This is a genomic window from Mucilaginibacter sp., assembly GCF_035492695.1.
Classification (GTDB): Bacteria; Bacteroidota; Bacteroidia; order Sphingobacteriales; family Sphingobacteriaceae; genus Mucilaginibacter.
Genome location: NZ_DATJJC010000029.1, coordinates 13939 through 38912 on the forward strand (window position 1 = coordinate 13939; position 24974 = coordinate 38912).

Here is a 24974-nt window from a genome sequence, read left to right on the forward strand (position 1 = left end):
TCATTCTATTATTCGTTCACGTATCCTGACTGCAGGGTTACCCTGGTATATCCCGTAAGCTTCCAGGTCGCCTGTGGCTACTGAGCCGGCTGTAAGTACGGCATGCGAACGGGCGGTAACTCCAAGGTTCACTATCGCACCGGCCCCTATCCAGGCGCCGTCTTCGAGCGTGATGCCCCTGGTTATCAGGTCGAAGCTGCTTTTTTTATAATTATGGCTCCCGGTGAGCAATGTCGCTCCCTGTGAGATACATACATTCGAACCGATGCTGATCATCGCCAGGCTATCCAGCCAAACATTTTCGCCTATCCACACCTCGTCGCCGATTGTCAGATTCCAGGGGTATTTGATGTTGACGCTTGGCTTGAGCTGGACTTTCCTGCCTATCTTCGCGCCAAAGGCCCGCAAAAGCGCTACTTTAAAACCATAAAATGGGAACAGCGCACTTTTGAAAAAAAGAATATTGGTATAATACCAAAGCACCCTTTTCAAAGCATTTCCCCCGGGGTTGTAAGGGGAATTATTATAGGCTGAAAGATCAGTTTTCTGCATGGCCTGCGGATGTTCTTTCGGCTGACTTCACCCAAATGTAAAGACTTAAACCGATAATCAGGTAAATAATGATGTTAAAAATAGTGTGATGGTCGAGTATCAACCCATCCCGATGCTGCCAAAAGATTGCCAGCAAAACAAAACGAATGATATTGAGAATTTGTATAACAACGAGCCCGCAAATGAGAAACAGGATCTTGGAGTTCAATTTTTTGGGGTAGGCAATAACAAAAGCGCTAAAAAAGCTCATCAGCCCTAACCCCAGGCAAGAGTAGATCAGTATGAGCGTACCCTTACCGACCACCAATATTTCAGTTTCGTTGTAGATCGACGTAAAGCCAAACCAGGAAAGCACAGTTTTCGTAGCTGCCAGCAAAAATGTGCGTAAAGCTTGTATATAATTAAAATGCCTGGCCAGGAAATCGTTATAATGGTTGCCCGGCGAAGTGATGCCGAAAAAGAATATGTTGAAGTAATAGAACAGCAGGAAAAGCGACAGGAATACGGCCAGGAACCGTAAAGGCGAGCCTTTTTCAAATAGTCGCTTTTCCATTCTTTTCCTGTTTTAATAGTTCGTCTATCTTAATGTCCACAATAAGCCGGAACCAAAACCCCTGCAAAAAATGAAAAATGATGCCGGTCCTGCCGTCGAGGAAACCCAATTGGAAAATGATGCGCTGTGTAAAGTAAAGCATAGGCCGCACGTAGCGCGGCAGCCGCCACCACAGTTGTTTTCGCCAGGCGGTACGCTCATCCGGCGAACCCCAAAAATTGGGCTGTACAGTTTGGGTGCGGGCCAGTTTCATGCGTTCCACTTCCTCCTGCGCCACCTGGTCGCTGTAACGGTTATGCTTGTCTATCCAGAAACGGATGTTGTTTTCCTTCAGGTTCTCTTCCAGGATGATGCCGTCCTTCCAAACGATGGTCTTGCCCGGGACGATAAAACGGTGATCCATGTTTTCGTTTGTATCCGAGTATCCCACACCAAAACGGAACATTTTTAACAGGTAAAAAGGATAATACCCGCCATGTTTTATCCAGCGGCCCTTGAAGAAATTCTTCCGGTTGAAATAGATCCCATCTATCCCCGCATGATCTTCATCTTTAAAATCACGCAATCGTGTCTTCAGTTCCGGGGTGACAATTTGATCGGCGTCCAGGCAAATGACCCATGGCGTCGTGACCGCGAAATTCCTGAGTGCAAAATCCCATTGTTTCGGATGATTCTCAAAAGCATGCTGTAAAAATTGTGCGCCGTATTGCGTGCCTATCTCCACTGTCGTATCAGTACTTCCCGAATCTAATATGAATACCGGGGCACCAAGTCCGCTGATAGATTCCAGCAGCCTCGGCAGGTGAAGCTCCTCGTTAAAAGTCAGGATGATGAAGGAAAATTGTGCGCTCAATTGAGTTCTGCTTTGATGATCATGGATTTCCAAAAATACGGCATACGGCCGCACCCTTTAAAATCAGTTACCCGGAATCCTTTATCGGTCAGTAGTTTGCTTAATGTTTTTCTCGACCAGAATTTGATGTGCCCGCCATGCCATTCGGGGCTCAGGTGTTTATCCCAATGATTGAATAGGGCGAGCGAAAGATTTTTCAAATACCCATGATAGGGGGTCGAAATAATTAATTCACCGCCATTAGGGAGGCACTTCTTACAAAAATCAATAAAACCTGCCGGGTCGTACAAATGTTCGATGACCTCGGTGGATATAATGGTATCAAATCTGGCCGATAACAGTTCATCCGGCAATTTCCCGGTCGAAAGGTCCTGTAAAAAGAACCGGTCAGGATATTCTCGTTTGGCTATCGCTATACCTTCAGCCGATGCATCAGTGCCGTAAGCGTTATACCCTTGCTTAAGTAAATAGGTAGCCAGATATCCGTTACCGCAACCCAAATCAAGTATGCTTTGATTTTTCTGCTTATCCAGCAATGCCATCAAAGGTTCCTGCAAATAGCCGAATGTATGCGCCGGGCTGCCGGTGGTAAAACCGTAATCCTTATAATCAGCCATTATTTATGATTTGAGCGTACATGTCCACGTATTTTTTTCTAAGCACTTCTTCGTTAAAGTCGTTCTTTATACGGTTTATGGCTTCCCGCCGGATGCGGTTTAATTGATCTTTTTCATTCCCTATCAAATTGATCAGCTTGCTGAACGAACCCGTATCGTTATCACATACCCAACCCAGACCATTCTCTTCCACATAATTAGCAAGACCAACGTTTTTGCTTATCAGTACCGCCGTTCCTACGCCCAGGCTTTCGATCACCACGTTGCCAAAATTTTCATCATAAGACGGAAGCACCATCAGATCATGCTGATGCAAAATTTCAAATTTGTCATTCTTTACAAAACCCAGCCAGGTGACGTTTTTGGCAATATCCAGTTGCGCCGCCAATGCCCGGAGTTTTTGGACATAAACAGGGTCTCCGTCACCGGCGATAGTAAGGTGATAAGAGATGTTTACCGAAGTAAGCGCATTAAATAATATCTCAAGGCCTTTTTTTTCTTCAATTCTCGAAAGGAAGATCAATTTCAGGCAGCCGTCGTCCGGTGGCGACAGGAACGGGACCTGATCGGGCAGCTTGATGAAATTAGGTATGTTGAATATTTTTTTCGGGCTGATCAGTTCCTCCATCGCTTGCTTTTCCCTGTCAGAAGTTACGTGAATGGCGCTTTTTTTTAACAGGCGCTTCCCGATAAGGCTGTGCATCAAACTTTTCGATAAGTTGTTTTTATTGGTAAATGAGTAAGCGCTTAAAGTGCCTCTCGGCGAAATTACAACGGGTACGCCACGCTTAACAGCTATCCAGCATGATAGTACCGATACCAGGTTCCACCAGGCATGGACGTGAACCACATCGAAACTTTTAACGGTATGCCACAGGTGTTTTAACAACGCAGGCGAAAAATGGCTGTGATCTTTTGTAAGGCGTTTAAAATAGGTAACCTTGACACCGTCTATACTGATAGCTTTCCCATGCTCAACTTCCAGTTCATCGGGCCCGTTGGCGGTGGTTGTAAAAACTTCTACTTCTGTTCCGGCAAGTACCATCTCCTCGCTTAATTTGGATACCGACATGGTAGGCCCGCCATAAATATAAGCGGGTTTATAAGATGCATTTACCTGGAGCAGTTTCAAATCTTTTTCAAGGTATGCGTAGCTAATAATAGCCTGTGAATAAGCAGCATACTGATATACGCCCAAAAAACGGAATTGATCAAAAACTCGAAACTAAGGCCCCGCCACATGATCTGGAAAAGCCCGCTGAATATCAGCGCGGTGCCCAAAACATAGCCGCCGAAAAGCTTTTCGGCATTTTGCGAAATGACCTGGGCCACTATACCGTAGATCAGCATGCCGATGAATACACCAAGGGTGCCCCCGCTCAGATAGGTGTCAACAATATATGCCGGCTTTGCCGAAACATTGGAGCCGCGGTAAACCACCCCGGCATCGTACACCCGCTCCATCACCAGGTCCTCCGTTATAGGTTTGCCCGGCCAGAAGATACGCGGAACGACGGCAATAGCAGATTGTTTTAGCAACTGGAAGCCATAAAAGTCGATCTTATCAGGGGTCGATTTAACAAAATCGTTAAACATTTCTATCTCGCTGAGCCGGTAGGTCAGGAAGCCCCAGTTACTGTCGTCATCCGAGCCGCCTTTTCCCAATGCAGCATCAAGCGCCAGTTGCGACGCCTCGTCGGCATTGACATCTTCCGCCCAGGCATTTTGACGAAATATGCGGTTGTAGGTTGGCAGAAGCATGAAAATGGCAAGCAATAGCGGAACGAAAATAACGGTTACCAGCCGTTTATAGGTAGGGTAAAGAAATATGCCCAAAACCATCACGCTGATGATGATGGGTTCTTTATAACCGGAAATTAGCGCCTGGTAAAAGTTGAATACGTAAAGGATGATACAGATAAGCGTGTTCCATATCTTGTGCTGGGGTATGGCAAACGCAAGGGCGAGCGTGCCCGCGATGAAACTTAATGAGCTGAACTGGTTTGAAAACTGTGTTAACCCGGGGACTTTTTGAAAAATGATGGAAACAGGAAATGAAATGATAGCCGCCGCAAATAGTAAATTGGCGACCTTTTCATGTTCGATATAATATTTCTTTTGTACCGGGTAACGCATAGACGCCAGGATACCGGTAACGAACGCCGCATGGCCAAGACAATAATAACGCTGGCATTGGGCGGTATGTTCCAGCAATTCGTAGTCGATAAGATAGTATTTGCTGATCTTATGAAAATCCTGGTAACCCAGTACATTAAGGTAAAAGAAAATAGAAGTACAGCAAGTATAGCCTGCAAATATGATCTGCACCAGCAGGATAGGCCGCATGAGTTGTTCGGCCATGCTCAGGTCATGGGGCAGTGGTTTTACCCAACCACTCAGGGTAAGGTAAAAAATGAAAAAAGATCCCAGCCAGGCTATCAGGTAAGACGCCTGCGGAGAGGACGCGAATAAAAGCGACAGGATCCAGGGAAGATACAAAACTGCATATCGCTCAAATGGCGCTTTCTTCATTTTTTAAATGGTTAACAGCCGTTGGTCACGCGTTATCAGGGCAAAGTTTATTTTCAATAGCCACGGCAATATTAGCAAAACTCCACTGCTGTATGGAGTCTCTTGAATTGCCACCGAATTTAGTCAATTCTTCCTTCGAACGCGTTAATAACTCCAAATGGCTAAGCAGGTCGTTTTCATCCCCGCATTTAAACACGGAACCGGTGCTGCCTTCTTTTACCAGGTCGGCGGCACAGCCCACGGTGTCCGAAACCAAAACCGCCCTGCCGCAGGCCATCGCCTCGTTTACCGCTAAACCCCACGACTCGCTGACGGACGGCAGGCAAAACAGGTCGCACGCCTGGTACACGCCTGGTATTTCGGACTGATTGGTGAATCCTTTAAAATGGATATTTCTGTCATTAGCAGCCAATTCCCTTATCTGCCCTTCGAGCATGCCGTTGCCAACCAACAGCAAGTGGACACCCGGCCGGTTAAGTTTTATAAAAGCTGAAACTAATAGAGCCACGTTTTTTACAGGTTCGAACTTACCTGCAAATAAAACGAGTATGTCATCATGCTTTAACCCGATGGACGACCGCAACTCATTTGCTTGTACAGAACAATCTTGCCCGAAGCGTTCGTTATCGATCGCATGCGGGGCGAAAACCAATTGATCGTCCTTTAGCCCGTATTTTTTAAAATAGGCTTTATTGTTGATGCCGACATAAAAGGCAACATCAACATGCTTATACACCCACTTAAGGAATATTGATTTGATCAACCCTTTAATGCCTTTTGGTTCCGCCAATAAGGTCGAATCGCCCCTGAAATAAACCGGGATATTACCTTTAAAAAACCGGATGGTCTTTAAATGGCTCTGCCATGCCCAGCCGATCACCATAATGGCATCAGGTTTCCAGTCGCTGATTTGATGGTTTAGTTCAGGGTTTATGATCCCCTTATAGTGATGCGTGCCCGGATCAGCGGATGTATTTTCAATCCAGGTATAAGGATAGCCATCAAGCAGCGGTATATCCCAGCTGACCGTCGCGCCAAAACCCGGATCATATTTTTTTGCTGATTGTTCGCCCCAGGTATAAAATACCATTATTTCAATTGCACCCCTTTGCTTAAGCAGCTTAAAAATGGGTGCGTAATATTGTATGGGGTGCGTGGTTACGACGGCCAGGCGCTTCTTCATATCAATTCGCCCATTACTTTTATAGCTGCAGCAGTTTTCACCCGCTCATTCAATAGGTCCAGGTCGCGGCAATAGATGATATTTTCAGTTTGGTAAGTTGACAGGATGGTAAGTTTACGCGAAAACGGATCGTAACTGCATGGACGGAACCCTTTACTTATTAAAAGCTGATGAATGGCATCATCATTAAAACCATACCGGTCGCCGCTTCCATTCAATTCAATAATTATGGCTTTCAGGATACTTGAATCAAGCAGTTGGGGCATGCCTTTTAAAACCTCGGTTTCAAAGCCCTCCACATCGATCTTGACAAGCAAGGGCGGTTGATTTGCCGCGAGAGCATCCACAGTCAGAACAGGTACAGTTATACTTTCCGGATCGCCTGGTTCATCGTTAGCTATTACATGGTTGGTGGTATCTTCGCCGGTTGAAAAAAGGATATTTCCTTCGCGCGCCCCTGCTGCCGCATTTTTCAATATCACTTTATCCTGTAACTGATTAAGCGCTATGTTTTGGGCCAATATATCGAATGTGGAAGCGACAGGCTCAAAGGCTACGCTGTTAGCCTTGCATATCCCCGACGCTAAAAGTGTGTACGACCCGATGTTAGCACCTATATCAAAAAAGGTGTCTCCATGCTTCAGTACATGTAAAAGAAACCCCATTTCGTTAAACTCGTGTAAGCCGGCATATAGATTACCTGTCGCCCCGGCCAATCCTTTGCGGGCGTAAAGTTTTAAAGGCGGGATAAAATTCTTTTCAAAAAATTTGGAGGGCCGGAGCCTGCTTTGCAACTGCCACCATAAAAACACTGAAAAACTTCTGATGGGGTGGCGTTTGATTAAAGGATGACTAAGGAAAAAATCGTAGGTTATCCTGAAATCTGTCATAGTACCACCTGTTCAAAAAGCTCGCATTGCCTCCGGGTCATATTTTCAGCCGAATATTTCTTTTCTGCTTCGATATTAAGTTTTGGAGATACCAATGTTCCCTCAACCAATTGAGTTAGAAAATCGAATATCTGTTCGTCCGTTTCGGCGGAATTTTCAAAATTATATACATGCTCCAAACCAAATTCATTCAACACTTCAATTGCGGGGCTTTCCGGGTGAAATATGGCCAGCAGCGGCTTTTCTGTCAGCAGGTACGGATATATTTTTGATGCGGTGTACCGGGGGTCGTCCGAACCAGGTATAAACAAAGCGTCTGCCTGCTGTAAGGTAGCCAGTGTGTGGAAATAACTGATCCTGTCGGTGATCTCCGTTACCATATTATTAACTCCAAACTCTTCCGCTACAGGCATAATAGTTTGCTTAGCCTGACCTGCCGGAGCATAGCTTGTGCCGATGAAATAAACCCTGAATTTTTTAAACTTTTCAGGCTCCTTTTCCAGTCCTTGTTTTAACGACCTGAATAGTTTAGCTACCGCTTTGTACATATCCGCGCCGCCGCGACCTATATAGACCAGGCTGACGGATCGTTTATCGAGTAAAGGCTCAAATTTTGCTGCGTTATCTTTAGCTATCTGCATATCCGGTTCAAACGCACCAAATGTTATGGTTGCCGCTGGTATGTTTTTTATTTCCGGATACCGGGTTTTCAGGTCGGTAATGTAGTCGTCGGAAACACTTATCAATCCGCCGGCGCTTTTCATCGCTATAGGTTCCAGGTTTTTATTTAAACGGTACGAAAACCAGTATTTTTTAGGGCGTTCATGTTTGGGCTTACTCTTGTAATATTCGGAATGCCAGGGGTCCTGCATATCAATGACATAAGGCACGCCAAAACGTTTTTTCCAGTAAGCGCCCAGTATACATAATGGGAATTGCGTAGTTGAAAAATAAATAAGATCATAATGGGTCCTCTCCAATATCCGGCTGACTTTAGCCCGGTAAAAAATCATCGAACGTAACGCCAGGCTGCCCAACCCGAATTTAGATGTCCAGCTTTTACTGAATGCCTTTACGTAATGTATAGGAATATCCGGTGGCACACTTTGCATCAGCAGGTCGTCCTTAACCATTTCCGAATAGGCGGGATCAACGGTTACTACTTCTGCTTCCCAGCCAAACTGCTTAAAATAAGGCAGGCTCATGCGTACCCTTTGCATATCGGCTGCGTTAGACGGCGGAAAAAAAGGAGAAATGATCAGCAGTTTTTTCAAGACTTTTTTACGCCGAGCGCACTGTAAATTTTTCGTTTTATGCTGGCATTCTTCAGTTCTTCCCAGGCATCGTCCCAATTTATCATGGAATCGTTAATGTCGTAATCGCCACGTTGCGCATCGGGAATATCGCCTGTTTCGATCCTTTTAACCAGTTCGGGTAGTTTTTCGAAAAACTCCTCGTTCCTGAACGGCGGGTGCAACGACCACAAGCCCTCGCCCGTACCTAAAAAGTCGGCACGTTTAAGCTTTTTCCTGCGCATCGTGTTGGTCAGGATATCTTCGGGCAACGCCCATATCGGTTTACGTTTGGCTACGGCCCTCACCAGCGACGATAATTCGGCCACTTCAACAGGTATCGGGCAAAGCTGGCTGATGAACGAAGGTTTGTAAACGAAAAATATCCGGGTGCTGAAACTGTCGAACAGCACTTTCCGTAACTCAGAATCATCCATCTGGCCTGCCTGTGTTACCAATTTACCGTCCGCTGTAGGCGGGCCGGGGAGCGGACTACAGGTAATGACCGACGCGTCCGACTTCATTAACGCAACGGCTTCCCTGGTCCAGTTTGGATTGTTACCACCGAAGAACAGGTCGCAGTCAAGGTTCATCACATAGTCGTATTTGGTATGGTATAAACCATAGAAATACGAATAATAAGGCCCGTAGCGATGTGTTTTTTCAGGAACGGTTTTGTTGCCAAAGTACGCCCGGCTTACTTCAGCTTTTGCTTCATCCGAATAATCAACGGCTACCAGGCATAATTTGGGGTACTCTTTTTCCAGTTCACAAATAAATTCAGTGATCTGGCTTATCTGTTTTTTATACGGTCCCTTATCGTAGCCGTGATAGTCAAAAACGATCAATACTTCGTCGACCTGCCCATGCCATACTTTTAACTGGTGAGGAAGTAAATATTTTAGAATGCGAAAATCCCTCGGGGAGATGCTTATTTTTAATGAAACCTTGTCCATTAATCAATTGTGATTTGTAATTGGTTTATTTTGTTCAATATCTTGCCCTTTTCATTCTCCCAGTCGAGCTGCGAAGCTGCGTAGATAGCTTGCTGCCTTAATTCAAGAAGTTGGGCCGGGTTATTTAACAGTTCCCGCAACTGCGGCAAGGTAGTGTCTGTATCTTTCATGTCAATCAATACACCGCCTCCATATTTTCCGATCACCTCCTGTTGCCCTTTTGTATTTGTGGCGATGACAGGCAGGCCGCTAACGATGTATTGAAAAAGCTTATTAGTAACGGTATGATCCCTGTTAAGCGGTTTGTCCAGTTCAAGCGCAAGGCCAACATCAAACTCCGCAATTTTGGCTGGCAGCTTTTCATTGCTAACCAGGGGATGAAATAATATCGGATGGGTATGCTGTATATTTGAGAGTTCGTTTTTATAACTTTCGGACACAGCCCCGAGCAGATGAAGTTCCAGCCTGGTTTCGATTTGGCTCATTAGCCCGATAAATTCTTCCAATCCGCGACCCGGACCGATAGTCTGCGAGAACCAAAAAAGCTTGACCGGTGGCGTGTACCGCTTGGGAATGGTTAAAAGGCTTTCGTCAACACCGAACGTGTTGTAGAGCGTGGCGGGTATGGGAGCGTCGTAAGTTTCGGCCAGTTTTGCGGCCATTACGTCTGATGTTGTAAAACAAAATACTCCTTTTTGCAAGGCTGTTTTTTCCAGTCTTTTTAGCAGTCCGATAGGCCGCTCAAGCCTGGCTTCTTCCGAAAGGTCTTCAGAATACCAGTCTTCAAAATCAAACGCCACTTGCTTCCCCTTACCTATCAACTTTACACCGGCATAAAGCCCTGTTTCCTGGTGGCAAATATACAGATCGGCATTTGGTTTTAGCGCTGCGTTAACAAATCGCCCGGCGCCATAACCAAGGGCCATTGGCGTTTGTACGCCAAATACCCTAACCATTTTATCGCCGATCTTCTTTATTAACTTGTCTTTAAAGGCCCGAAAGCCACCTTTTTCCAATGCGGATACGGGTTCAATTTTAATGTCGTGCGTGTTTATCAATCCTATATCTTCAGCGGCTAATGCAGCGCTATAGGTGCTATTGACGATGGTGACCCGAAATTTTGCCTCCGCCAATGTCAGCGCTTCTTTCAACACCCTGGGGTTGCGGCATAAATGAGATTGTGTAACGATGCAGATATGTTTAATCGCCATACACCTCCGTAATCAGGCTCAGCATACGGCGCGTGCTTTTTTCTATGGTGAGATTTTCAAGGATGTAATCCCGGGGATGGAATTCGCCTGCCGACGCTTTTTTCCAAAATAATTCAAAGTTGTTTTCAAACTCCCTGATATCCTTAAACTTCATCCCGCAAGTCTCATCAAAAAACGGAACAGATGTAGCGGGCACGTCCGGATTTTTCAACTCGAAACGAACCGGGTCGAGCCATTTCCCCTGGTCCCATGCCAGCACAGGCACATTCATTGCTAATGCTTCGCAACAGGCAATGCCCTGGCTTTCGTGCTCGCATAAAAATATCATAGCTTTGCTTTCGGCCAGCGCAGTATGGTAATCGTCTTCGGTGTATTTACCGTAGGTTATCACCTGGTACGATAACCCTTTTTTGTCCAGGTAATCCAGTATCGGCTGTTTTACTTCTTGGGCTGTCTGCTCCCTGTTCCACATGATCTTGCTGTAAACCAATACATCATATTTCTTTTCCACAGAATTATCCGGGAACCATTTTTTTGTATCGATCCCGGCGGCCCAAAGGTCGCAAACATCAGCACCGTAGTAAGGAACATAAATGTCCCTAGTCCATTCCGAGTGCTGCAGGTATTTGGCTACCGGGTATTTTTCGCACAGGTCGGGCCACGCAGTAGGCAGGGTCATCAAACCGATACCGGCAATTACTTTGTTGGGGCGGTTATACCCTTCTAATGCATATCTTCCCACACCCAGCACGATAACCGCATCGCCTGGTTTGATCTTTTTAAAAGGCGGATTGGCCTTGTAAGGAATATTAAGTTCGTCCAGCCCCCGGCAAAGCCCAAGGAACACTTTTTTCATGCCGCTGGTCCGTTTCCTTCGGATAAGTTTCCTTATCAGTGGAATGATATACCTGTCGCCGGGTAAAAACTTGTCCCCTTCAGGCGGGTGTCTGAAATAGATGTTTATCAACTTGTTTTGCAGAAAAATACTTTTTGATAGCCGGCTGCAATCGACGTTCCAAAAGATAGGCTAATCCGAAAGTGATGACTATCCATAAGCTGTATTTTACAGCTACTTCTAACCCCTGGTTCTGGATAAATATTGTTTTTTTGATCAGTTTCGCTACAGGGACATGTATCAGGTACAGGGCATAGGATATTTTGCCAAGACCCGTTAATTTACTGAGTACAAATCCGGATACCCTTTTTTCAAAATAAAAGATCAATGATAATATCCAAAAGATAAGGCACATTACCCACCTGGTGTCTTCGGTCAGCCGGTGGTTGATACCGAGGTATAGGAATACCATGGCAGGCAGGCAATAGCACAGTATTTTGTTGAATTTTAAAAAGCTGTTGCTTCTCCCGGTCAGTGTGCACATTACCATCAATGAAAATGGAATATTGAATAGCCAACTGGTATTGTTCAAGGTATGGATACCCAATAAATGCATTGCAATTTCGCCCACATTGAGATGATGGAGGCTCATGTGTAAAAACAATATGCTAAAAAATGGTACAGCAATGTCTTCACTGTCGGTGGTATCGAATATCTTCCAGGCGATCATCAGACCCATCATCCAGAAATAAAAGCCGTTAACGTAATCTGACAACAGCACCAGGTGATCGCCCATGAACAAGGACAGGATAGTGATCGCCGCCATGATCAATAGTATCTTCCACACGGCCGGCCGCCAAAAAAATATGCCGATGAATGCCAGGTAATAAACTACTTCAAAATTCAGGCTCCATGCCGGGTAGTTGACAAAAATAGGAATGCTTATGCCGAAATAGGTCTGGTCGGTTTGCAGGAACAAAGCGTTACCAAGCAGTACATGCCATTGGGGGAAGCCCGCAACCAGCACGCAAAGTATCAATGCAAACAGGTATATCGGGAACAATCTGATGGCCCTTTTTTTAAGATACTCCTTTATTTTGATCTTATTACGGTCATAGTTTAGGCCGATCACATAGCCCGATATGCAAAAGAATACCATGACCGACAGTAAACCTGCATTGAAATAATGGATCATATTCGGCCACCTGAAGTTATTCACCAGCATTCCTTCGTCGCCCGAGCCATGCGCCAGCAAAACTAAAAGCGCACACACGCCTCGGTACTGTTCCACCCGCATACTGTACGTGTGTTTTAAGCCCGGTGGCGAAATGGTTTGTTTTAAAAAGGTCATAAGTTGAGGGCCTGTCGTATCTTATTAATACTGTTGGGGATGGTATGATCTCTAAGCGCCCGTTTCTGCCCGTTTGTTCTTAATTTTTTCCGCAGCGCAGGGTCGGCTTCGAGTTGCCTGATCTTGCCGATCATTTCATCCGCATTACGATAGGTGGCGATCTCGCTGCCAATATCGTACAACTCTGCAATGCCGCTTGCATATTCCGTTAGGTAACAGGCCCCAAGCATTGGCGCCTCGATGTCCCGCAGCCTTGAGTAGGTACCCGGTTTTGAGGAGGGGAAATTAAACGACGGATAGCGGTTGACCCCAAGGGTTATCATGCTCCGGGTGGTCAGCAGGTTGTAGTCTTCAAACCCCGGCGATGAGTTGACAACCGGGCCCAGGTTGTTCTTTAGTTTTTTTTGGATGCCGCGGTGTTCAACTTTGCGGTAATATGCGGCAAGGCCATGCTTTTTTATAAAGTCAAGATTGTATTTTACTTTTTTCGATAGCGTATACCCGCTCCCCGGTTCGCGGAAGGCAGTGCCCCCTTGTTCCCAGCTATTGCCATAGATTTTTAGCGGTAATTTAGGATCGAGGTGCATCACTTCTTCAAACAGCAGCACCCGCTGTATATCCCGTGAGCCGATGAAGGTAACCTGTTCCAGCTTTTCTTCGCCTGCCACGCGGCGCTTTGGTTCAACCCACATGGGCATCGGCAGGTTCAAAAACGGGCGTTTGGCTTTTTTATAAAAGTCGACTGCCTGATATTCCGGAACCCAGGTCAGGTCAAATACTTTGAATTCGGGCGGCAGAGTTTTAAAGTCTCTTATATGGTCGCAAAAGAAATTGACACACGGGATGCCCATTTTCTGTATTTCCTTTACCGCTGAGATATCGACTTGCTGCGGATATAAATAGCTTAGAAAGATATCCGCCGGGTTTTTCTTCAGCCATTCTACCGTTTTACCCCACGTATCGTCCTTCCACTTTTGCTGGCCGTGTTTGTCCTTCGGTACCAACCCTAAAGCCCAATCAGCACCAGGGCACTCGGCCCATTTTACACCGGCTTCTTCTATGCCGTTTTTCAGGTAATACTGCCAGAAATCATAAGCCGGTATGGGATGCCTGTATTCGGATTGAAAGAATGATAAAAATATATTCAAAATGGATCCCTTATAACAGCCCCGAAATAACCGCCTGTTTCGATTGATGAACAAATAAGATATTGGCGTGGGATACCGCGAAACTGTGCAGGTCAGCGATAACTAATTTATCGTCTTTCAGGTCGAATGAATAACCTTTATAGCCAAACTCTGAAAGGAATTTGCTGATCTCATTGGCCCTTTGGTCACTCTCCGACGGCATATCAGCTTCCAACACCATTAAGGGTTTGTCCTTTGTAATAATGTCCGCAGCGCCTTTCAGCACCTGCATCTCGAACCCTTCCACGTCGCATTTCATAAAATCGACAGGTGCTTTACGACCAGCCAGCGCCGAGTCGAGTGTGACGAGGTCAACTTCTATCAGGTTGTCCTCACTGTTGTCGTGCGAAACATAATTAAAGGCCGATTCGGTGACGGGCTTGTCCTGCATTTTAACACTGCCATTATGGTCCCCAACGGCTTTATTGTGCAGTTTGATATTGGGCTTATTTAAATTTTTTGAAGCGATGGCAAAAGTATGCGGATTAGGTTCGAATGAGTTCACACTGCCTGTTTCTCCCACCAGTACCGATGCCAGCAATGCCTCGTAACCAAAATGAGTACCTATATCCACTATATTTTGACCCTTTGTAACAACCTTTAACATTAATGCTGTTAACGCCACCTCGCTATACCCGAAACCTATAATATTTGTCGAAACAACCTCGCCGGTAATAACATTCATCCTGCTGCCAAAAAACAGGGGGACATTCACCTCCTTGTTAACACCCATTTTTTGCAGCAGCATTGGAACTAAAACATTTCGCCGTCCCCAATAACAAGCCAGGCCGCCTGCATCGTTGATGCTGATCCTGCTGATGAATTTTTTAAATAAGCTGTCGTTTTGCATGCTTTGCTATATGATTTATTCGACTATTTTTTCGGTATGGCCAATGCCGGCAACGTAACCCTCGATGCCGATATTGTCCAGCAGGCTTACCCGGTTGTTATATTTCTTCAAAATATTTGCCGCTGCCAATTCAATGGAAATATTTAACGGATTGTTGATAATATCTTTTTTACGGAACAGTTTACCGATAAAGCTCTTGATGCCTACAACCCTTTCCGGGTAAGCAAAAACCTCGTCAAGGCACCACAGCAGAAAATGTTCAAGGGTTTTCGCGTCCTTCGCCCAATACCCGCGGGTCGATATCATCTCTGCTTTATTTTCGAAAACATATTTCCGTACGGCAAAATCTTCAAAATCTGGTTTCTTGAAATCAGCTGAGGGATAATAGCGTCCGCTTATCTTAAATACAGGCTGACCGGGTGGCAAATGATCAGTTGCAAACAGCAGCATCAGCAGTTCAGTAATGCCTTTGTTTTGGAATTGGTATTGCAGCAGGTGAAAGGCTTTGACATTTACAAAGTCGCTTAGCAGGCCTTCAAGCTCCGTCTGGCTTAACAGCGGTGAATTATCCACCAGGAAAATAGCGTCAAATCCACATTCGCGCAGCCGCGTCAGGGTATGTTTGGTTTGATCGAGCCGTTCTTCAAATGAAAAAGCGCTCAGGGTTTTTCCAGCTTGTATAACAGGTTTTATGGTCGATGAAACAACGGCTATCATATCATTAGTTCCTGAAAACCCTGGCGTAGTAATACTGGATATTTCGTGCGGTTTTCCACCCGAAGGTTTTCTTTAAAAATTCTACACCCCCGCCGCCCAATACCGGTAGGTATCCGAACCCGCCCAGTTCCTCTATCTTTTTGAAAATTTCAGCAGATAATGTTTTATGCTGCGGATAAGTAAGCACTAACAACGAAGCAAAGGCGCGGGCCATGGTTTTATCTGTTAATTCATCTCTAAACGGCTGCAAGTGTTGCTGCTTTAAACAAATAGAAAGATACAGGCTTTGCAAAGCTTTCAGATCGCGTTTGCCTGATAACGTATGGCCCGGATTTTTCCGGTAATAGTTAAAAGTTTCGCGGGCTACCACAATACCTTCCGAAGCCAGTATCACGCGGCAAAAATATTCACCATCGTCGTCGAGGGACAGGTCTTCGTTCCACTTGCCGGCCTTATCGGCAATGGCTTTTGGCACCAGCCAGGCATTGGGCTGTACCATCGAGCCTTTGTTGGTATACCCACCCCACAAATTGATCAGAAAGTCCAAAGGCTTAGCGTCTGTAAGAAATTCTTCTTCATATTCCGAAGGCTTGTTTTTGGTATGATCTGATCCGTCCGCAAAATGTACCGTACTGCACACCGCTATTTTCCCCGGGTTTTGCTGCAGTAGTTTTAGCTGGTTTGCTATCTTATCTGCTCCAAGTATGTCGTCGGCATCCAGGAATTGGATGTAATCGCCTTTGGCTTTTGAAAAGCCGTGGTTGCGTGCGGCACTTGCCCCGCTATTTTTTTGCGTGCAAACAACTAAGCCCTGCCCAAAACTATTGGCAATTTTCAATGAATCATCCGTCGAGCCGTCATCTATAACAATGATCTCCTTATTGGGCCAGCTTTGGCCTATTGCCGATTTAATAGCCTCGCCCAGGTATCTTTCCGAATTATAAACAGGTATAATGATGGATACTAACGGGTATTCCAACATAGTTATTGATTAGTCCGCAAGCCAGGCTTGAATAGCCTGATCAATTTTTCCCGGGTCCATACGGCGAAGAACGGGCCAATATGCGTCATGCTTTTGAACAAGCCACCGCCTTCAGGTGCATAATTATAGCCGAGGCTTTTTGATAGGGCGACTGCCTTTTTCACGTGCTCCCAATCCTGCCCTGCGGCAAGGCTGGCAATACAAAGCCACAATTGCCGGGTTAGCTCCAGCGGGTATTTTTTTCCGTGGGTAGCTGCTGTTTTGGCTATCACGTTATAATTCGCCTGGGCGCATTTTAACTGGTTAGATGCCGACATGCTCGCCTTGTAACGGTAATTAATGCAGGTAATATCCGGCAGGTAGTCAAACTTTAGCCCGAACTTTGCCAGGCGCTGGTGAAAGGCGTTATCCTCGTTATAAAGTACCTTTTCATCCAGGTCGAAACCGCCGGCTTTTAAAAAAGCTTCACGTTTATAAACCCCAAAGTTGACGATCTTATGGTTGATCGCATATTTCAGCGGATCGGCATGCAGCTCTTCTGCGTTGTGGTTAGCATTGCCGAACACGGTGCGCGTTTCGAAATCGATATATTCAAAATTCAATAGCAGGACCTCGAATTGTTCGCCATGGTTTTTGATCCATTGGTGTACTTTTTGGGTAAAATCCGGCAGCAGGTCATCATCCGCGTCATGAAAATGCAGCCAGTCGCAGCTGGTCGCATTAGCCAACTGGTTCTTGCCGAAGGAGCATCCCTTATTCACACTGCCGTTTACTACTTTGGCCCCTAATTCTTCGGCTACCCGGGCGGTATCGTCGGTGCTGCAATCATTGTATACCAGTATCTCATCAAACGGTATCGACTGCTTTTTTGCCGAACCCAATATCATCGGCAGGTATTTTTCGGCATTGTAAGCCGGTATGCAAAGGGCTAACGTGGGCATTAACGTTTTGATCTTTTAGAACGGATCCTTTTTACAAGATATTTGGCCAATTGTTTCACAGGCTGCCCGTCCAATGTCGAGCCAATATCGGTATGATGATCGGACGGACTATACATGTGCCTCATAAAATCGTTGGCGATGGTTGGTTTAAAATCGGCAGAAGCTTTTTCATACTGGTGCAGATTTTCGGGCATCAATTTTCCGGCAGATAATTCCTGCCTGACGGTGGCTATACCCGCCGCTGTTACTTCGTCGAATTCGTCTTTACCCAGGGCTGATACCCTTTTCAGGCATTCGGCTAACTCATTGGAATTTTGCGCCTCATATTTAAACCCATTCACCCCGTGACGGATAAGCTCAGAAACACCGGCGCCATCCGAGCAAACAACCGGGGTGCCTGCGGCCATAAATTCCAGGCAGGTAAAGTTGAACATATCCCAGGTGGAGCATATCACGCCAAATAATGCCTTGCTTTGCAGTTCCCTGGCCTCGTCATTTTGGACTGCGTTTTCCGGGAGAACGGTTTTGTTCCACACCGAGGGGAATGTATGCTGAAGATACGCGGACATGCTGCCGTATTCCGAATAGGAGGTATCGCGTCCGTACCATTTAATTGGTTTGATGCCATCTTTGGTATCGGAAACTGCCTGGCACAACTGTACCGGGCCTTTCCAAACCTGTATCCGGGCAGTAACTATCCCGTAGTTATCCCGTTCTGAAAACGGTATTGGTGCTGACGCAGCCGTATGATAAACCGGGAAGATATGTGCGATCTCCTTTGAGATAAGCGACTCCCACCAATGCTTGTTGGCCGAACTGTGAGAGATAAGGGTATCACATTGAGGCAGCAGCAACAGTTCTGTTTGCCGCACGAAATCGTTTTGTAAAGTATTCTGAATGTCGTTTTCCTTAAAGGTTATCTGCCCGCTGCTGCCATGCATGCGGGTAACCACAGGTTTTTTACGCTCGACTACCCAGGGGATAAAACCGAGGGCAAAATCGGTGCATTCTATAATGTCGAACCCTTTGCCATAGTTGGTTTGTTCATACATGGCCCAGGCGGCAGCAAGATTATTCCTGAATTCGGGCAAAAGATCGAACCGCGAGAATGCAGTTAAATATTTTGAATAAATGGCTGGTTTAAGATATTCTATCTCGATACCATCTAAATTATAAGTGTCCTCGCTTTGCACATACCCGCTGCCGACGATCACTTTTATTTGGCCGACTGAAGATTTTAGCGCGGGAATATAGTGCTGGTAATAGGTAGATATCCCGCCACCAGAATGAGGGTAATATTCAGGAAGAATAAATAGAATATTCAAGATCTGTTTTTGGTCCAGGCCGAACAAAAATAACGGCCATTCTGATCATTTTTCGAAGCCAGTTCTTTTTCAGTCAGTTGATATTGTTCGTCCAGGTTGCTCATCAGCATGCCGAAATAGCCATAAGTGCGATAACTTGTCTGCGAATACTGCGCTAAGTTTTTTGCCAGGCTTTCTTTTTCTATCCCCTTGCCGATAGAGTAGGGCAGACCCTCTATATGGATATCCGTTACGCTCCATATCTCGGTTTCTGTCAGCGGTTGTTTGATCACGTTTTCTTTCAGCAATTGATCGTTAACCTTGTCAATATAGGTAGGGATATTTAACGCGCGTTTTACCTTATTCGCTATCCGTTCGCCAAGCGACTTTTTATTTCTGCGCGGATCTTTGGCGGCATGCTGCTGGTATTCTTTAACTCTACCGTGATAGGTTTCCGATAAGGATGAAAGCGAAACCGGGTCCTGTATGGTAATAAGTACCCCGCCCTGGTTTTGCACGCGCATTACATGTTGCAGAAAATCAGCCAGATCAGGGATATGGTGTAAGACCGAGGATATCAGGATGATATCATAGCCGCCGGTAGCCTTATCCACAGTGCCTTCAATAGTAGTTATCCCTTTTCCCCATGACATTGCCCTTTTTTTGGCCAGCCCAAGCATACTGGCCGAGGTATCCAATAAATTCACCTCGGTTACCTTCCCGCCGGCTGATGTTTTCAACAGCATATCTGTCGCCAAACCGGTGCCACAGCCAATGTCAAGGAGTTTAAGATTCGATTTATCGTGGAAAAATGGAGCGAGATCAGCCGATAGCAGTTCATACTGCACACCCAGGCTATCCCACATTTCGCCATGCAGGGCGTCGTAATCTTTGGATTCAATATCATGAAATATCACATTGACCGCGGCGTGGAATTTCGCAGGATCGCTGATATTTGATTTCTTTTCGATAAGGGGGACCAATGATTTAAAGTGTTCGCTCATTGTTCCTTAAAAATTCACCGTTAAAAATACCTTCATCTGTTCTTCTTATTGCTTCCGTCCATGTTTCGGCAATGGTAAGCATATACATATCGGTGCCCCATATCCAATCGTCGTCATGGTCGCCCCATGCGCCGAGGGCCAGCGTGTAATTTCCGGGCCTTAATACGGCTGACGATATGTCGAAGTTTACTTTAAAATCTCCATTTGCCACGGCACGACCTTCGGCCGTTTCGCGCAGGGTGAACAGGCGCACACCGTTGCAGTAAAGCGATACTATAAATATGGCACGTTCGAACGGCGTGGCTGCCGTGCCCTCAACTGTAATATTGATGGCTTTATCCGCCGCAAGCACATTGCTGTTTTTTTGCCCGTTTATGCTGATGGAGTTGAATTCAAGCTGTCCTTTAAGGTTGCCATTAAATACTCCTTCGATGTTGCTGCCGGTATTAAGCAGGTTATTGTAATCGGTCAACACATGGCTGATCTCGCCGGATGAGTACAGTTGCCCATTGTTAAGCAGCATGCCTGTATTGCAAAGGTTTAATATCGACCCCATGTTGTGGCTCACAAACAGTACCGTTCGTCCCTCACCTTTGCTAACATCACCCATTTTCCCCAGACATTTCTTTTGGAACTCCGCGTCGCCTACCGCTAAAACCTCATCCACTATCAGTATTTCAGATTCAAGGTGAGCTGCGACCGCAAAAGCCAAACGCACATACATACCCGATGAATAGCGTTTAACCGGCGTGTCGATATACCGCTCCACGCCTGCGAAACCGACTATCTCATCAAACTTTCGTTTTATTTCCGCCCGGCGCATACCAAGAATGGCGCCGTTCAGGAATATATTTTCCTTCCCCGTCAGTTCCGGGTGAAAACCGGTACCTACTTCCAGCAAACTCGCTATGCGGCCCTTTATCTTAACCGAACCGGTGGTAGGGGAGGTTACCCTGCTCAATATTTTTAACAGCGTACTTTTTCCGGCGCCGTTTCTGCCTATTACTCCCACGGCATCACCTTGCTCTATTTCGAAGTTTAAATCCCGCAAGCTCCAAACAATATCGCTTTCGCCTTTAGTTGTACGGTCGTTGCTTTCACCTATTTTCAGGAACGGGTCTTCTTTGCCCCGCACACGGGCCCAAAAGCGCTCCAGGTCGCGCGATATGGTGCCTGTGCCAAAGTCGCCGAGCTGGTAAGCTTTTGAAAGATGTTCCGCTTTTATCGCCGTTGCCATTATACCGTATCTACAAATGTTTTTTCCACCTTGTTAAATATGATGATACCCAGCAACAGGATAACCGCCGTTACCCCGGCACTATATCCCAGCAGCCCCCAACTGAATGAAGCATCGCCGAAAAATCCATACCGGAACGTTTCGATAATGGGCGTTATGGGGTTGTATTTGATCACCCAGCCGTAAGCCGGATATTTATTAATAGCAGTTGACAGTGGATAAATAACCGTAGTTGTATACATCAATAAAGGCACACCAAAAGTGACTACGAATGCCAGGTCGCGGTATTTGGTGGTGACTGCGGATATGATCATTCCTAAACCCAGGCCCAGTGCGGCTATCAAAACGATAAGCAAGGGGAAAAGCAGAACATATACGGTAATATGAATGTTGGCTCCCTTGAAAAACACGAAGAACAGCATCAGGGCGATGAACAACAGGAACTGTACAGCGAACCGGATGAGGTTTGAGAATACGATACTTAGCGGCATAATGAGCCGGGGGAAATATACCTTGCCCAACATGGCCGAGTTGTCCTTAAAAACGGTAGACGTTTTGGTAAGGCATTCCGAAAAATAGTTCCAGATCACCGTACCCGCCAGGTAAAACAAAGGTGCGGGTATGCCCTCGGTGGATATACCGGCAAGATTGCTGAACACCAGCGTATAAATAGCAACCGTAATAGCGGGCTGTATAAAAAACCATAAGGGCCCGAGAATGGTTTGTTTGTAAAATGATACAAAATCGCGCCTCACCAGCAAAAGCAGCAGGTCGCGGTAGTGCCAGGTATCCTTCAGCCTAAGGTCGAAAAGACTGTTTTGCGGGCTGATCTCAATGTCCCAATTTTCCTCAGGCTGCAAACTCATTAGTTATCAGTTGTAATAGGGTTTCACGGTAATGTTTTTCGTTAAAGTAGCCCAGGCAGGTTTTCTGCAACTGCTCTCTTTTTGCTACGGTCAGCGGTGTTTCCAGGTAGGCCACAATGGTTTTTTCCAGTTCGTCCAGGTCATTAACATTAATGGCGGTACCCAGTTCGCCGTTCCTTATCGCATCCACGCTGCCATCGGCATTGCCGCAAATAACGGGCAGCCCACAGGTAAGCGCCTCTATGAAAACGATACCAAAGCCTTCTTTTTTGCTGGGTAATACAAACAGGTCGGCAAGCAGGAAATAGTCCGCAAGCTCCTTTTCTTCAAGGAAGCCGGTCAGGATAACATTTTCTTCTACCCCGCAAGCTTTTATCAATTCCTTAATGCGTGTTTCCTCGGCATCGTCGTACGGCCCCGCAAGAATATACCTTATGCCGGTGAAACGCTTTTTCAAGCGGCTAACCGCTTTTATCACCTGCTCATAGCCCTTATATTGTTCCGACGAGGCCAGGCGGGTTAGTGTAAATAGTACCTGGTTTTCCGCGTTCAAACTGTACCTGTTCAGCAGATATTCCGGTTTTTCGAATTCGTCCGGATGTTTGATAAAGGGATCGACGGCATTGTTCAGGACGATGCATTTCTCAGGATCGGCATTATGCCATTGCATCATCTGATCACGGGTAAAGGCGCTCACGCAAATAAATTTATCGCAATAACGGCGAACGAATAGCTTTTTTATCAGGGTAAGCGGTCGCCATACTTCAATGCCGTGGGCCACCATCCACACCTGGCACTTTGGATTGACCAGTTTAATAATGAAACCCAAGAGGGCAAGGTTAACGTGGCTCAATATCACTATATCGGATTTGGTTGCCTTGCCCAGGGTTTCCATCCCAAGTTTAAATTTGTTACGGCCGAAGCCGACAAAGTTTTCGGGGGCAAGGTACTGACGCATCAGGTCGTACCTGGAGTCATAAACCGACCAAAGCTCAAAATCCCATTGCTGTTGCTGCGATAAATGGTATAACGAATGAGCCAGCGTGCGCGTCATTTTTTGAATGCCGCCGGTGCTGCTAAAAGTTTGTAAGGAAAAAAGGACGATTTTTTTAGGCATGCGTTTGTATTTGGTACAAGGCAAATATTTTTGACCAGTGCATGGTATTCCTTTTGAAATCGCTGATTATACTTTTCGCTTTTTTGCTTTGATATAAACTCTCGTCGTTTATTTCAGCATGGGTACGCATCCATTGCTGCAGCGGAAACGTAAAGCCCATTTTCGACCTGTCCCAGATGGCCCGCGGCAAAATATCCTTAAAACTATCTATCAATATTTTTTTGGGCTGATTCATGTCGAACCGGATCTCAGGCGCAATGCTTTCGGCTAATTTTTTAAAATCTTCATCCAGGAAAGGCACCCTCACTTCAAGCGCATGGCTCATCCCCATCACGTCGGTGTCGCGCAGCAGTTGATTTTGCATGTACAGGTTTGTTTCGAACCATGCCGCATCTTCTTCGTTGTATTTGATGATGTTGGGCATCGGTTTGTCGTTAAATAATATATCCTCGACATTGGCCAGGTCCGTCTCCAATATTTTTGCGATATCCAAAGGGGCGTAATGGCCCCTCAAAAGCAGGTAGTCGGCAAGGGGGTGGTTATAAGCCAGGAAAGATATTTTTTTATACCTGTCGGATGTGAAATACTTGGCTGCCGCAAACGACACCCGCGGTACCTGCCTCATCTTTTTCAGATATTTGATCCTGTTGAATGAAGGGTAACCGCCAAACAACTCATCTGCCCCAACGCCCGATAATACCGCCTTCAAACCATCGTCGTGCGCATATTTGCTGATGAACCAGGTGTTGATGCCATCGGTAGTGGGCATATCCATATCTTCAATTATCTGGGGTAAAAATTCTTCAAAGTCCTGTTGTTTTACCAGGTGTGCAAATTTTTCTCCTTCAATTTCCTGTAGTATCAGGCTTTGATACATGCGTTCGTCATAAGCCTTTTCGTTAAAAAAAATGGATATTGTTTTTAGCCGGGCATGTTTTTGCTGATTGGCGAGTAAGGTGATCAAGCTTGAATCGGTACCACCACTCAGGAACACGCCTATCGGCGCATCGGCTATCAGTTGGCGGTTAACGGCAAAAATCAGCGCATCGTGGATCGACCTGTGTGCTTCGTCCAGATCTGTAATGATCGTCTTATTGGCAGCTACATGGTAGGAATGGATATCGCAGGTGCCTTTTTTATGGTTCCAGCATAAAAATTCACCTTTCGGCAAGCTAAAAACACCTTTAAGCGTAGTAAAAGGTTCGGGGATATGCCCATAAGCCAGGAAACGTACTTTCCAGTTACTATCAGGTTCTGTGGCTATGCCTGCTTTTTTCAGCGCCTTAACCTCCGACGCAAAGCTTAGGTCGCCGTCATTAATGTAATAATACAGCGGTTTCACACCCGAACTGTCCCTAACCAGGTAGGTAAGCGATTTTTCAGTATCGTATAAACCAAAGGCAAAAATACCCCTTAACATCGAAAAGGAAGCCATTCCCCAATGTATATAGGCCTGTATGATCACTTCAGTATCCGTATTGGAGCGGAATTTTGCCCCAAGCCTTGCCAGCTTTTCTTTAAGTTCGATATAGTTATATATCTCGCCGTTAAAGGTTATCCAAACCTTTTGCTGTACATCGGTCATTGGCTGGTGACCGTTTTGGCTAAGGTCAATAATAGAGAGTCTCCGGTGACCAAAAACAAGGCCGGTTTTATCATCCGAATAAATTCCCTCGTCGTCGGGGCCGCCATGTTCCAGCGCATGGCACATCATGGTAACTTTCTCACGCAACACGGCTGCAGGCAGCCTTTTAGATATCATTCCCGCAATACGGCACATAGTAAAGGTATATTCAAAGCTTCGCCCGGTAAGTCACACGGCCAAAGCATAACTTATTAATTTACAGCGTTTTAAAATTCCTTAAAAAAAGCCGGTTGTTAATATATAACGGTTTTAAATTAAGTCAAAAAATAGCATTAGCCCTGTATAAAACTTATTCACAT

24 protein-coding genes are annotated in these 24974 nt (G+C 45.8%); all 24 read right to left on the bottom strand.

Annotated elements, in window-relative coordinates:
* From VL525_RS18150 to asnB, 24 genes are read right to left on the bottom strand one after another with little or no spacing between them, the layout of a single operon-like run.
* Positions 1–552, bottom strand: a complete 552-nt coding sequence (locus tag VL525_RS18150) for a putative colanic acid biosynthesis acetyltransferase (RefSeq protein WP_325388454.1) — start codon at positions 550–552, stop codon at positions 1–3.
* Positions 539–1105: an exosortase Y gene (xrtY, locus tag VL525_RS18155; protein ID WP_325388455.1), complete on the bottom strand. Its 567-nt coding sequence runs from the start codon at positions 1103–1105 to the stop codon at positions 539–541. Before xrtY ends, VL525_RS18150 begins: the two co-directional genes overlap by 14 nt.
* Positions 1086–1958, bottom strand: coding sequence for a glycosyltransferase family 2 protein (locus VL525_RS18160; RefSeq protein ID WP_325388456.1), 873 nt, complete (start codon positions 1956–1958; stop codon positions 1086–1088). The genes xrtY and VL525_RS18160 overlap by 20 nt, the downstream gene beginning before the upstream one ends.
* Positions 1955–2575, bottom strand: coding sequence for a class I SAM-dependent methyltransferase (locus VL525_RS18165; RefSeq protein ID WP_325388457.1), 621 nt, complete (start codon positions 2573–2575; stop codon positions 1955–1957). Before VL525_RS18165 ends, VL525_RS18160 begins: the two co-directional genes overlap by 4 nt.
* Positions 2568–3707, bottom strand: a complete 1140-nt coding sequence (locus VL525_RS18170) for an XrtY-associated glycosyltransferase XYAG1 (protein ID WP_325388458.1) — start codon at positions 3705–3707, stop codon at positions 2568–2570. The genes VL525_RS18165 and VL525_RS18170 overlap by 8 nt, the downstream gene beginning before the upstream one ends.
* Complete coding sequence (locus VL525_RS18175; RefSeq protein ID WP_325388459.1) at positions 3704–5107, bottom strand: exosortase Y-associated Wzy-like protein; 1404 nt, start codon at positions 5105–5107, stop codon at positions 3704–3706. Before VL525_RS18175 ends, VL525_RS18170 begins: the two co-directional genes overlap by 4 nt.
* Positions 5108–5132: 25 nt before the next feature.
* Positions 5133–6290: a glycosyltransferase family 4 protein gene (locus VL525_RS18180; RefSeq protein WP_325388460.1), complete on the bottom strand. Its 1158-nt coding sequence runs from the start codon at positions 6288–6290 to the stop codon at positions 5133–5135.
* Positions 6287–7180, bottom strand: a complete 894-nt coding sequence (locus tag VL525_RS18185) for an FkbM family methyltransferase (RefSeq protein ID WP_325388461.1) — start codon at positions 7178–7180, stop codon at positions 6287–6289. The genes VL525_RS18180 and VL525_RS18185 overlap by 4 nt, the downstream gene beginning before the upstream one ends.
* On the bottom strand, positions 7177–8454 hold the full coding sequence (locus VL525_RS18190) for a glycosyltransferase (protein WP_325388462.1): 1278 nt from the start codon (positions 8452–8454) through the stop codon (positions 7177–7179). The genes VL525_RS18185 and VL525_RS18190 overlap by 4 nt, the downstream gene beginning before the upstream one ends.
* Positions 8451–9428: a hypothetical protein gene (locus VL525_RS18195; protein WP_325388463.1), complete on the bottom strand. Its 978-nt coding sequence runs from the start codon at positions 9426–9428 to the stop codon at positions 8451–8453. Before VL525_RS18195 ends, VL525_RS18190 begins: the two co-directional genes overlap by 4 nt.
* Complete coding sequence (locus tag VL525_RS18200; protein ID WP_325388464.1) at positions 9428–10639, bottom strand: glycosyltransferase; 1212 nt, start codon at positions 10637–10639, stop codon at positions 9428–9430. The genes VL525_RS18195 and VL525_RS18200 overlap by 1 nt, the downstream gene beginning before the upstream one ends.
* Entirely contained in the window at positions 10629–11606 is a 978-nt protein-coding gene (locus VL525_RS18205; protein ID WP_325388465.1) for a glycosyltransferase, read from the bottom strand. The genes VL525_RS18200 and VL525_RS18205 overlap by 11 nt, the downstream gene beginning before the upstream one ends.
* Entirely contained in the window at positions 11575–12825 is a 1251-nt protein-coding gene (locus VL525_RS18210) for an acyltransferase (RefSeq protein WP_325388466.1), read from the bottom strand. The genes VL525_RS18205 and VL525_RS18210 overlap by 32 nt, the downstream gene beginning before the upstream one ends.
* Positions 12822–13973 carry a glycosyltransferase gene (locus tag VL525_RS18215; protein WP_325388467.1) on the bottom strand — a complete coding sequence of 384 codons (1152 nt, stop codon included), beginning with the start codon at positions 13971–13973 and terminating at the stop codon, positions 12822–12824. The genes VL525_RS18210 and VL525_RS18215 overlap by 4 nt, the downstream gene beginning before the upstream one ends.
* A 10-nt stretch (positions 13974–13983) precedes the next feature.
* Positions 13984–14862, bottom strand: coding sequence for an FkbM family methyltransferase (locus tag VL525_RS18220; protein ID WP_325388468.1), 879 nt, complete (start codon positions 14860–14862; stop codon positions 13984–13986).
* A 15-nt stretch (positions 14863–14877) separates the two neighbouring features.
* Positions 14878–15579, bottom strand: a complete 702-nt coding sequence (locus tag VL525_RS18225; protein WP_325388469.1) for a hypothetical protein — start codon at positions 15577–15579, stop codon at positions 14878–14880.
* 4 nt (positions 15580–15583) lie between these two features.
* Positions 15584–16561: a glycosyltransferase family 2 protein gene (locus VL525_RS18230; RefSeq protein ID WP_325388470.1), complete on the bottom strand. Its 978-nt coding sequence runs from the start codon at positions 16559–16561 to the stop codon at positions 15584–15586.
* A 2-nt stretch (positions 16562–16563) separates the two neighbouring features.
* The gene (locus tag VL525_RS18235; protein WP_325388471.1) at positions 16564–17502 is read right to left on the bottom strand and encodes a glycosyltransferase family A protein; all 939 of its coding nucleotides are present in this window, start codon (positions 17500–17502) and stop codon (positions 16564–16566) included.
* Positions 17502–18827, bottom strand: coding sequence for a glycosyltransferase family 4 protein (locus VL525_RS18240; protein WP_325388472.1), 1326 nt, complete (start codon positions 18825–18827; stop codon positions 17502–17504). The genes VL525_RS18235 and VL525_RS18240 overlap by 1 nt, the downstream gene beginning before the upstream one ends.
* Positions 18824–19810, bottom strand: coding sequence for a class I SAM-dependent methyltransferase (locus VL525_RS18245; RefSeq protein WP_325388473.1), 987 nt, complete (start codon positions 19808–19810; stop codon positions 18824–18826). The genes VL525_RS18240 and VL525_RS18245 overlap by 4 nt, the downstream gene beginning before the upstream one ends.
* Complete coding sequence (locus tag VL525_RS18250) at positions 19794–21047, bottom strand: ABC transporter ATP-binding protein (protein ID WP_325388474.1); 1254 nt, start codon at positions 21045–21047, stop codon at positions 19794–19796. The genes VL525_RS18245 and VL525_RS18250 overlap by 17 nt, the downstream gene beginning before the upstream one ends.
* Positions 21047–21913 carry an ABC transporter permease gene (locus VL525_RS18255; protein ID WP_325388475.1) on the bottom strand — a complete coding sequence of 289 codons (867 nt, stop codon included), beginning with the start codon at positions 21911–21913 and terminating at the stop codon, positions 21047–21049. The genes VL525_RS18250 and VL525_RS18255 overlap by 1 nt, the downstream gene beginning before the upstream one ends.
* On the bottom strand, positions 21897–23030 hold the full coding sequence (locus tag VL525_RS18260; RefSeq protein WP_325388476.1) for a glycosyltransferase family 4 protein: 1134 nt from the start codon (positions 23028–23030) through the stop codon (positions 21897–21899). The genes VL525_RS18255 and VL525_RS18260 overlap by 17 nt, the downstream gene beginning before the upstream one ends.
* Positions 23023–24810: an asparagine synthase (glutamine-hydrolyzing) gene (asnB, locus tag VL525_RS18265; RefSeq protein WP_325388477.1), complete on the bottom strand. Its 1788-nt coding sequence runs from the start codon at positions 24808–24810 to the stop codon at positions 23023–23025. The genes VL525_RS18260 and asnB overlap by 8 nt, the downstream gene beginning before the upstream one ends.
* Positions 24811–24974: the final 164 nt, after the last annotated feature.

Excerpts from the sequence above, each read along its gene's own strand:
- VL525_RS18150 (WP_325388454.1), bottom strand. The coding sequence starts at position 552 with ATGCAGAAAACTGATCTTTCAGCCTATAATAATTCCCCTTACAACCCC.
- xrtY (WP_325388455.1), bottom strand. The coding sequence starts at position 1,105 with ATGGAAAAGCGACTATTTGAAAAAGGCTCGCCTTTACGGTTCCTGGCC.
- VL525_RS18165 (WP_325388457.1), bottom strand. The coding sequence starts at position 2,575 with ATGGCTGATTATAAGGATTACGGTTTTACCACCGGCAGCCCGGCGCAT.
- VL525_RS18175 (WP_325388459.1), bottom strand. The coding sequence starts at position 5,107 with ATGAAGAAAGCGCCATTTGAGCGATATGCAGTTTTGTATCTTCCCTGG.
- VL525_RS18180 (WP_325388460.1), bottom strand. The coding sequence starts at position 6,290 with ATGAAGAAGCGCCTGGCCGTCGTAACCACGCACCCCATACAATATTAC.
- VL525_RS18185 (WP_325388461.1), bottom strand. The coding sequence starts at position 7,180 with ATGACAGATTTCAGGATAACCTACGATTTTTTCCTTAGTCATCCTTTA.
- VL525_RS18195 (WP_325388463.1), bottom strand. The coding sequence starts at position 9,428 with ATGGACAAGGTTTCATTAAAAATAAGCATCTCCCCGAGGGATTTTCGC.
- VL525_RS18200 (WP_325388464.1), bottom strand. The coding sequence starts at position 10,639 with ATGGCGATTAAACATATCTGCATCGTTACACAATCTCATTTATGCCGC.
- VL525_RS18210 (WP_325388466.1), bottom strand. The coding sequence starts at position 12,825 with ATGACCTTTTTAAAACAAACCATTTCGCCACCGGGCTTAAAACACACG.
- VL525_RS18220 (WP_325388468.1), bottom strand. The coding sequence starts at position 14,862 with ATGCAAAACGACAGCTTATTTAAAAAATTCATCAGCAGGATCAGCATC.
- VL525_RS18225 (WP_325388469.1), bottom strand. The coding sequence starts at position 15,579 with ATGATAGCCGTTGTTTCATCGACCATAAAACCTGTTATACAAGCTGGA.
- VL525_RS18230 (WP_325388470.1), bottom strand. The coding sequence starts at position 16,561 with ATGTTGGAATACCCGTTAGTATCCATCATTATACCTGTTTATAATTCG.
- VL525_RS18235 (WP_325388471.1), bottom strand. The coding sequence starts at position 17,502 with ATGCCCACGTTAGCCCTTTGCATACCGGCTTACAATGCCGAAAAATAC.
- VL525_RS18245 (WP_325388473.1), bottom strand. The coding sequence starts at position 19,810 with ATGAGCGAACACTTTAAATCATTGGTCCCCCTTATCGAAAAGAAATCA.
- VL525_RS18250 (WP_325388474.1), bottom strand. The coding sequence starts at position 21,047 with ATGGCAACGGCGATAAAAGCGGAACATCTTTCAAAAGCTTACCAGCTC.
- VL525_RS18255 (WP_325388475.1), bottom strand. The coding sequence starts at position 21,913 with ATGAGTTTGCAGCCTGAGGAAAATTGGGACATTGAGATCAGCCCGCAA.
- VL525_RS18260 (WP_325388476.1), bottom strand. The coding sequence starts at position 23,030 with ATGCCTAAAAAAATCGTCCTTTTTTCCTTACAAACTTTTAGCAGCACC.
- asnB (WP_325388477.1), bottom strand. The coding sequence starts at position 24,810 with ATGTGCCGTATTGCGGGAATGATATCTAAAAGGCTGCCTGCAGCCGTG.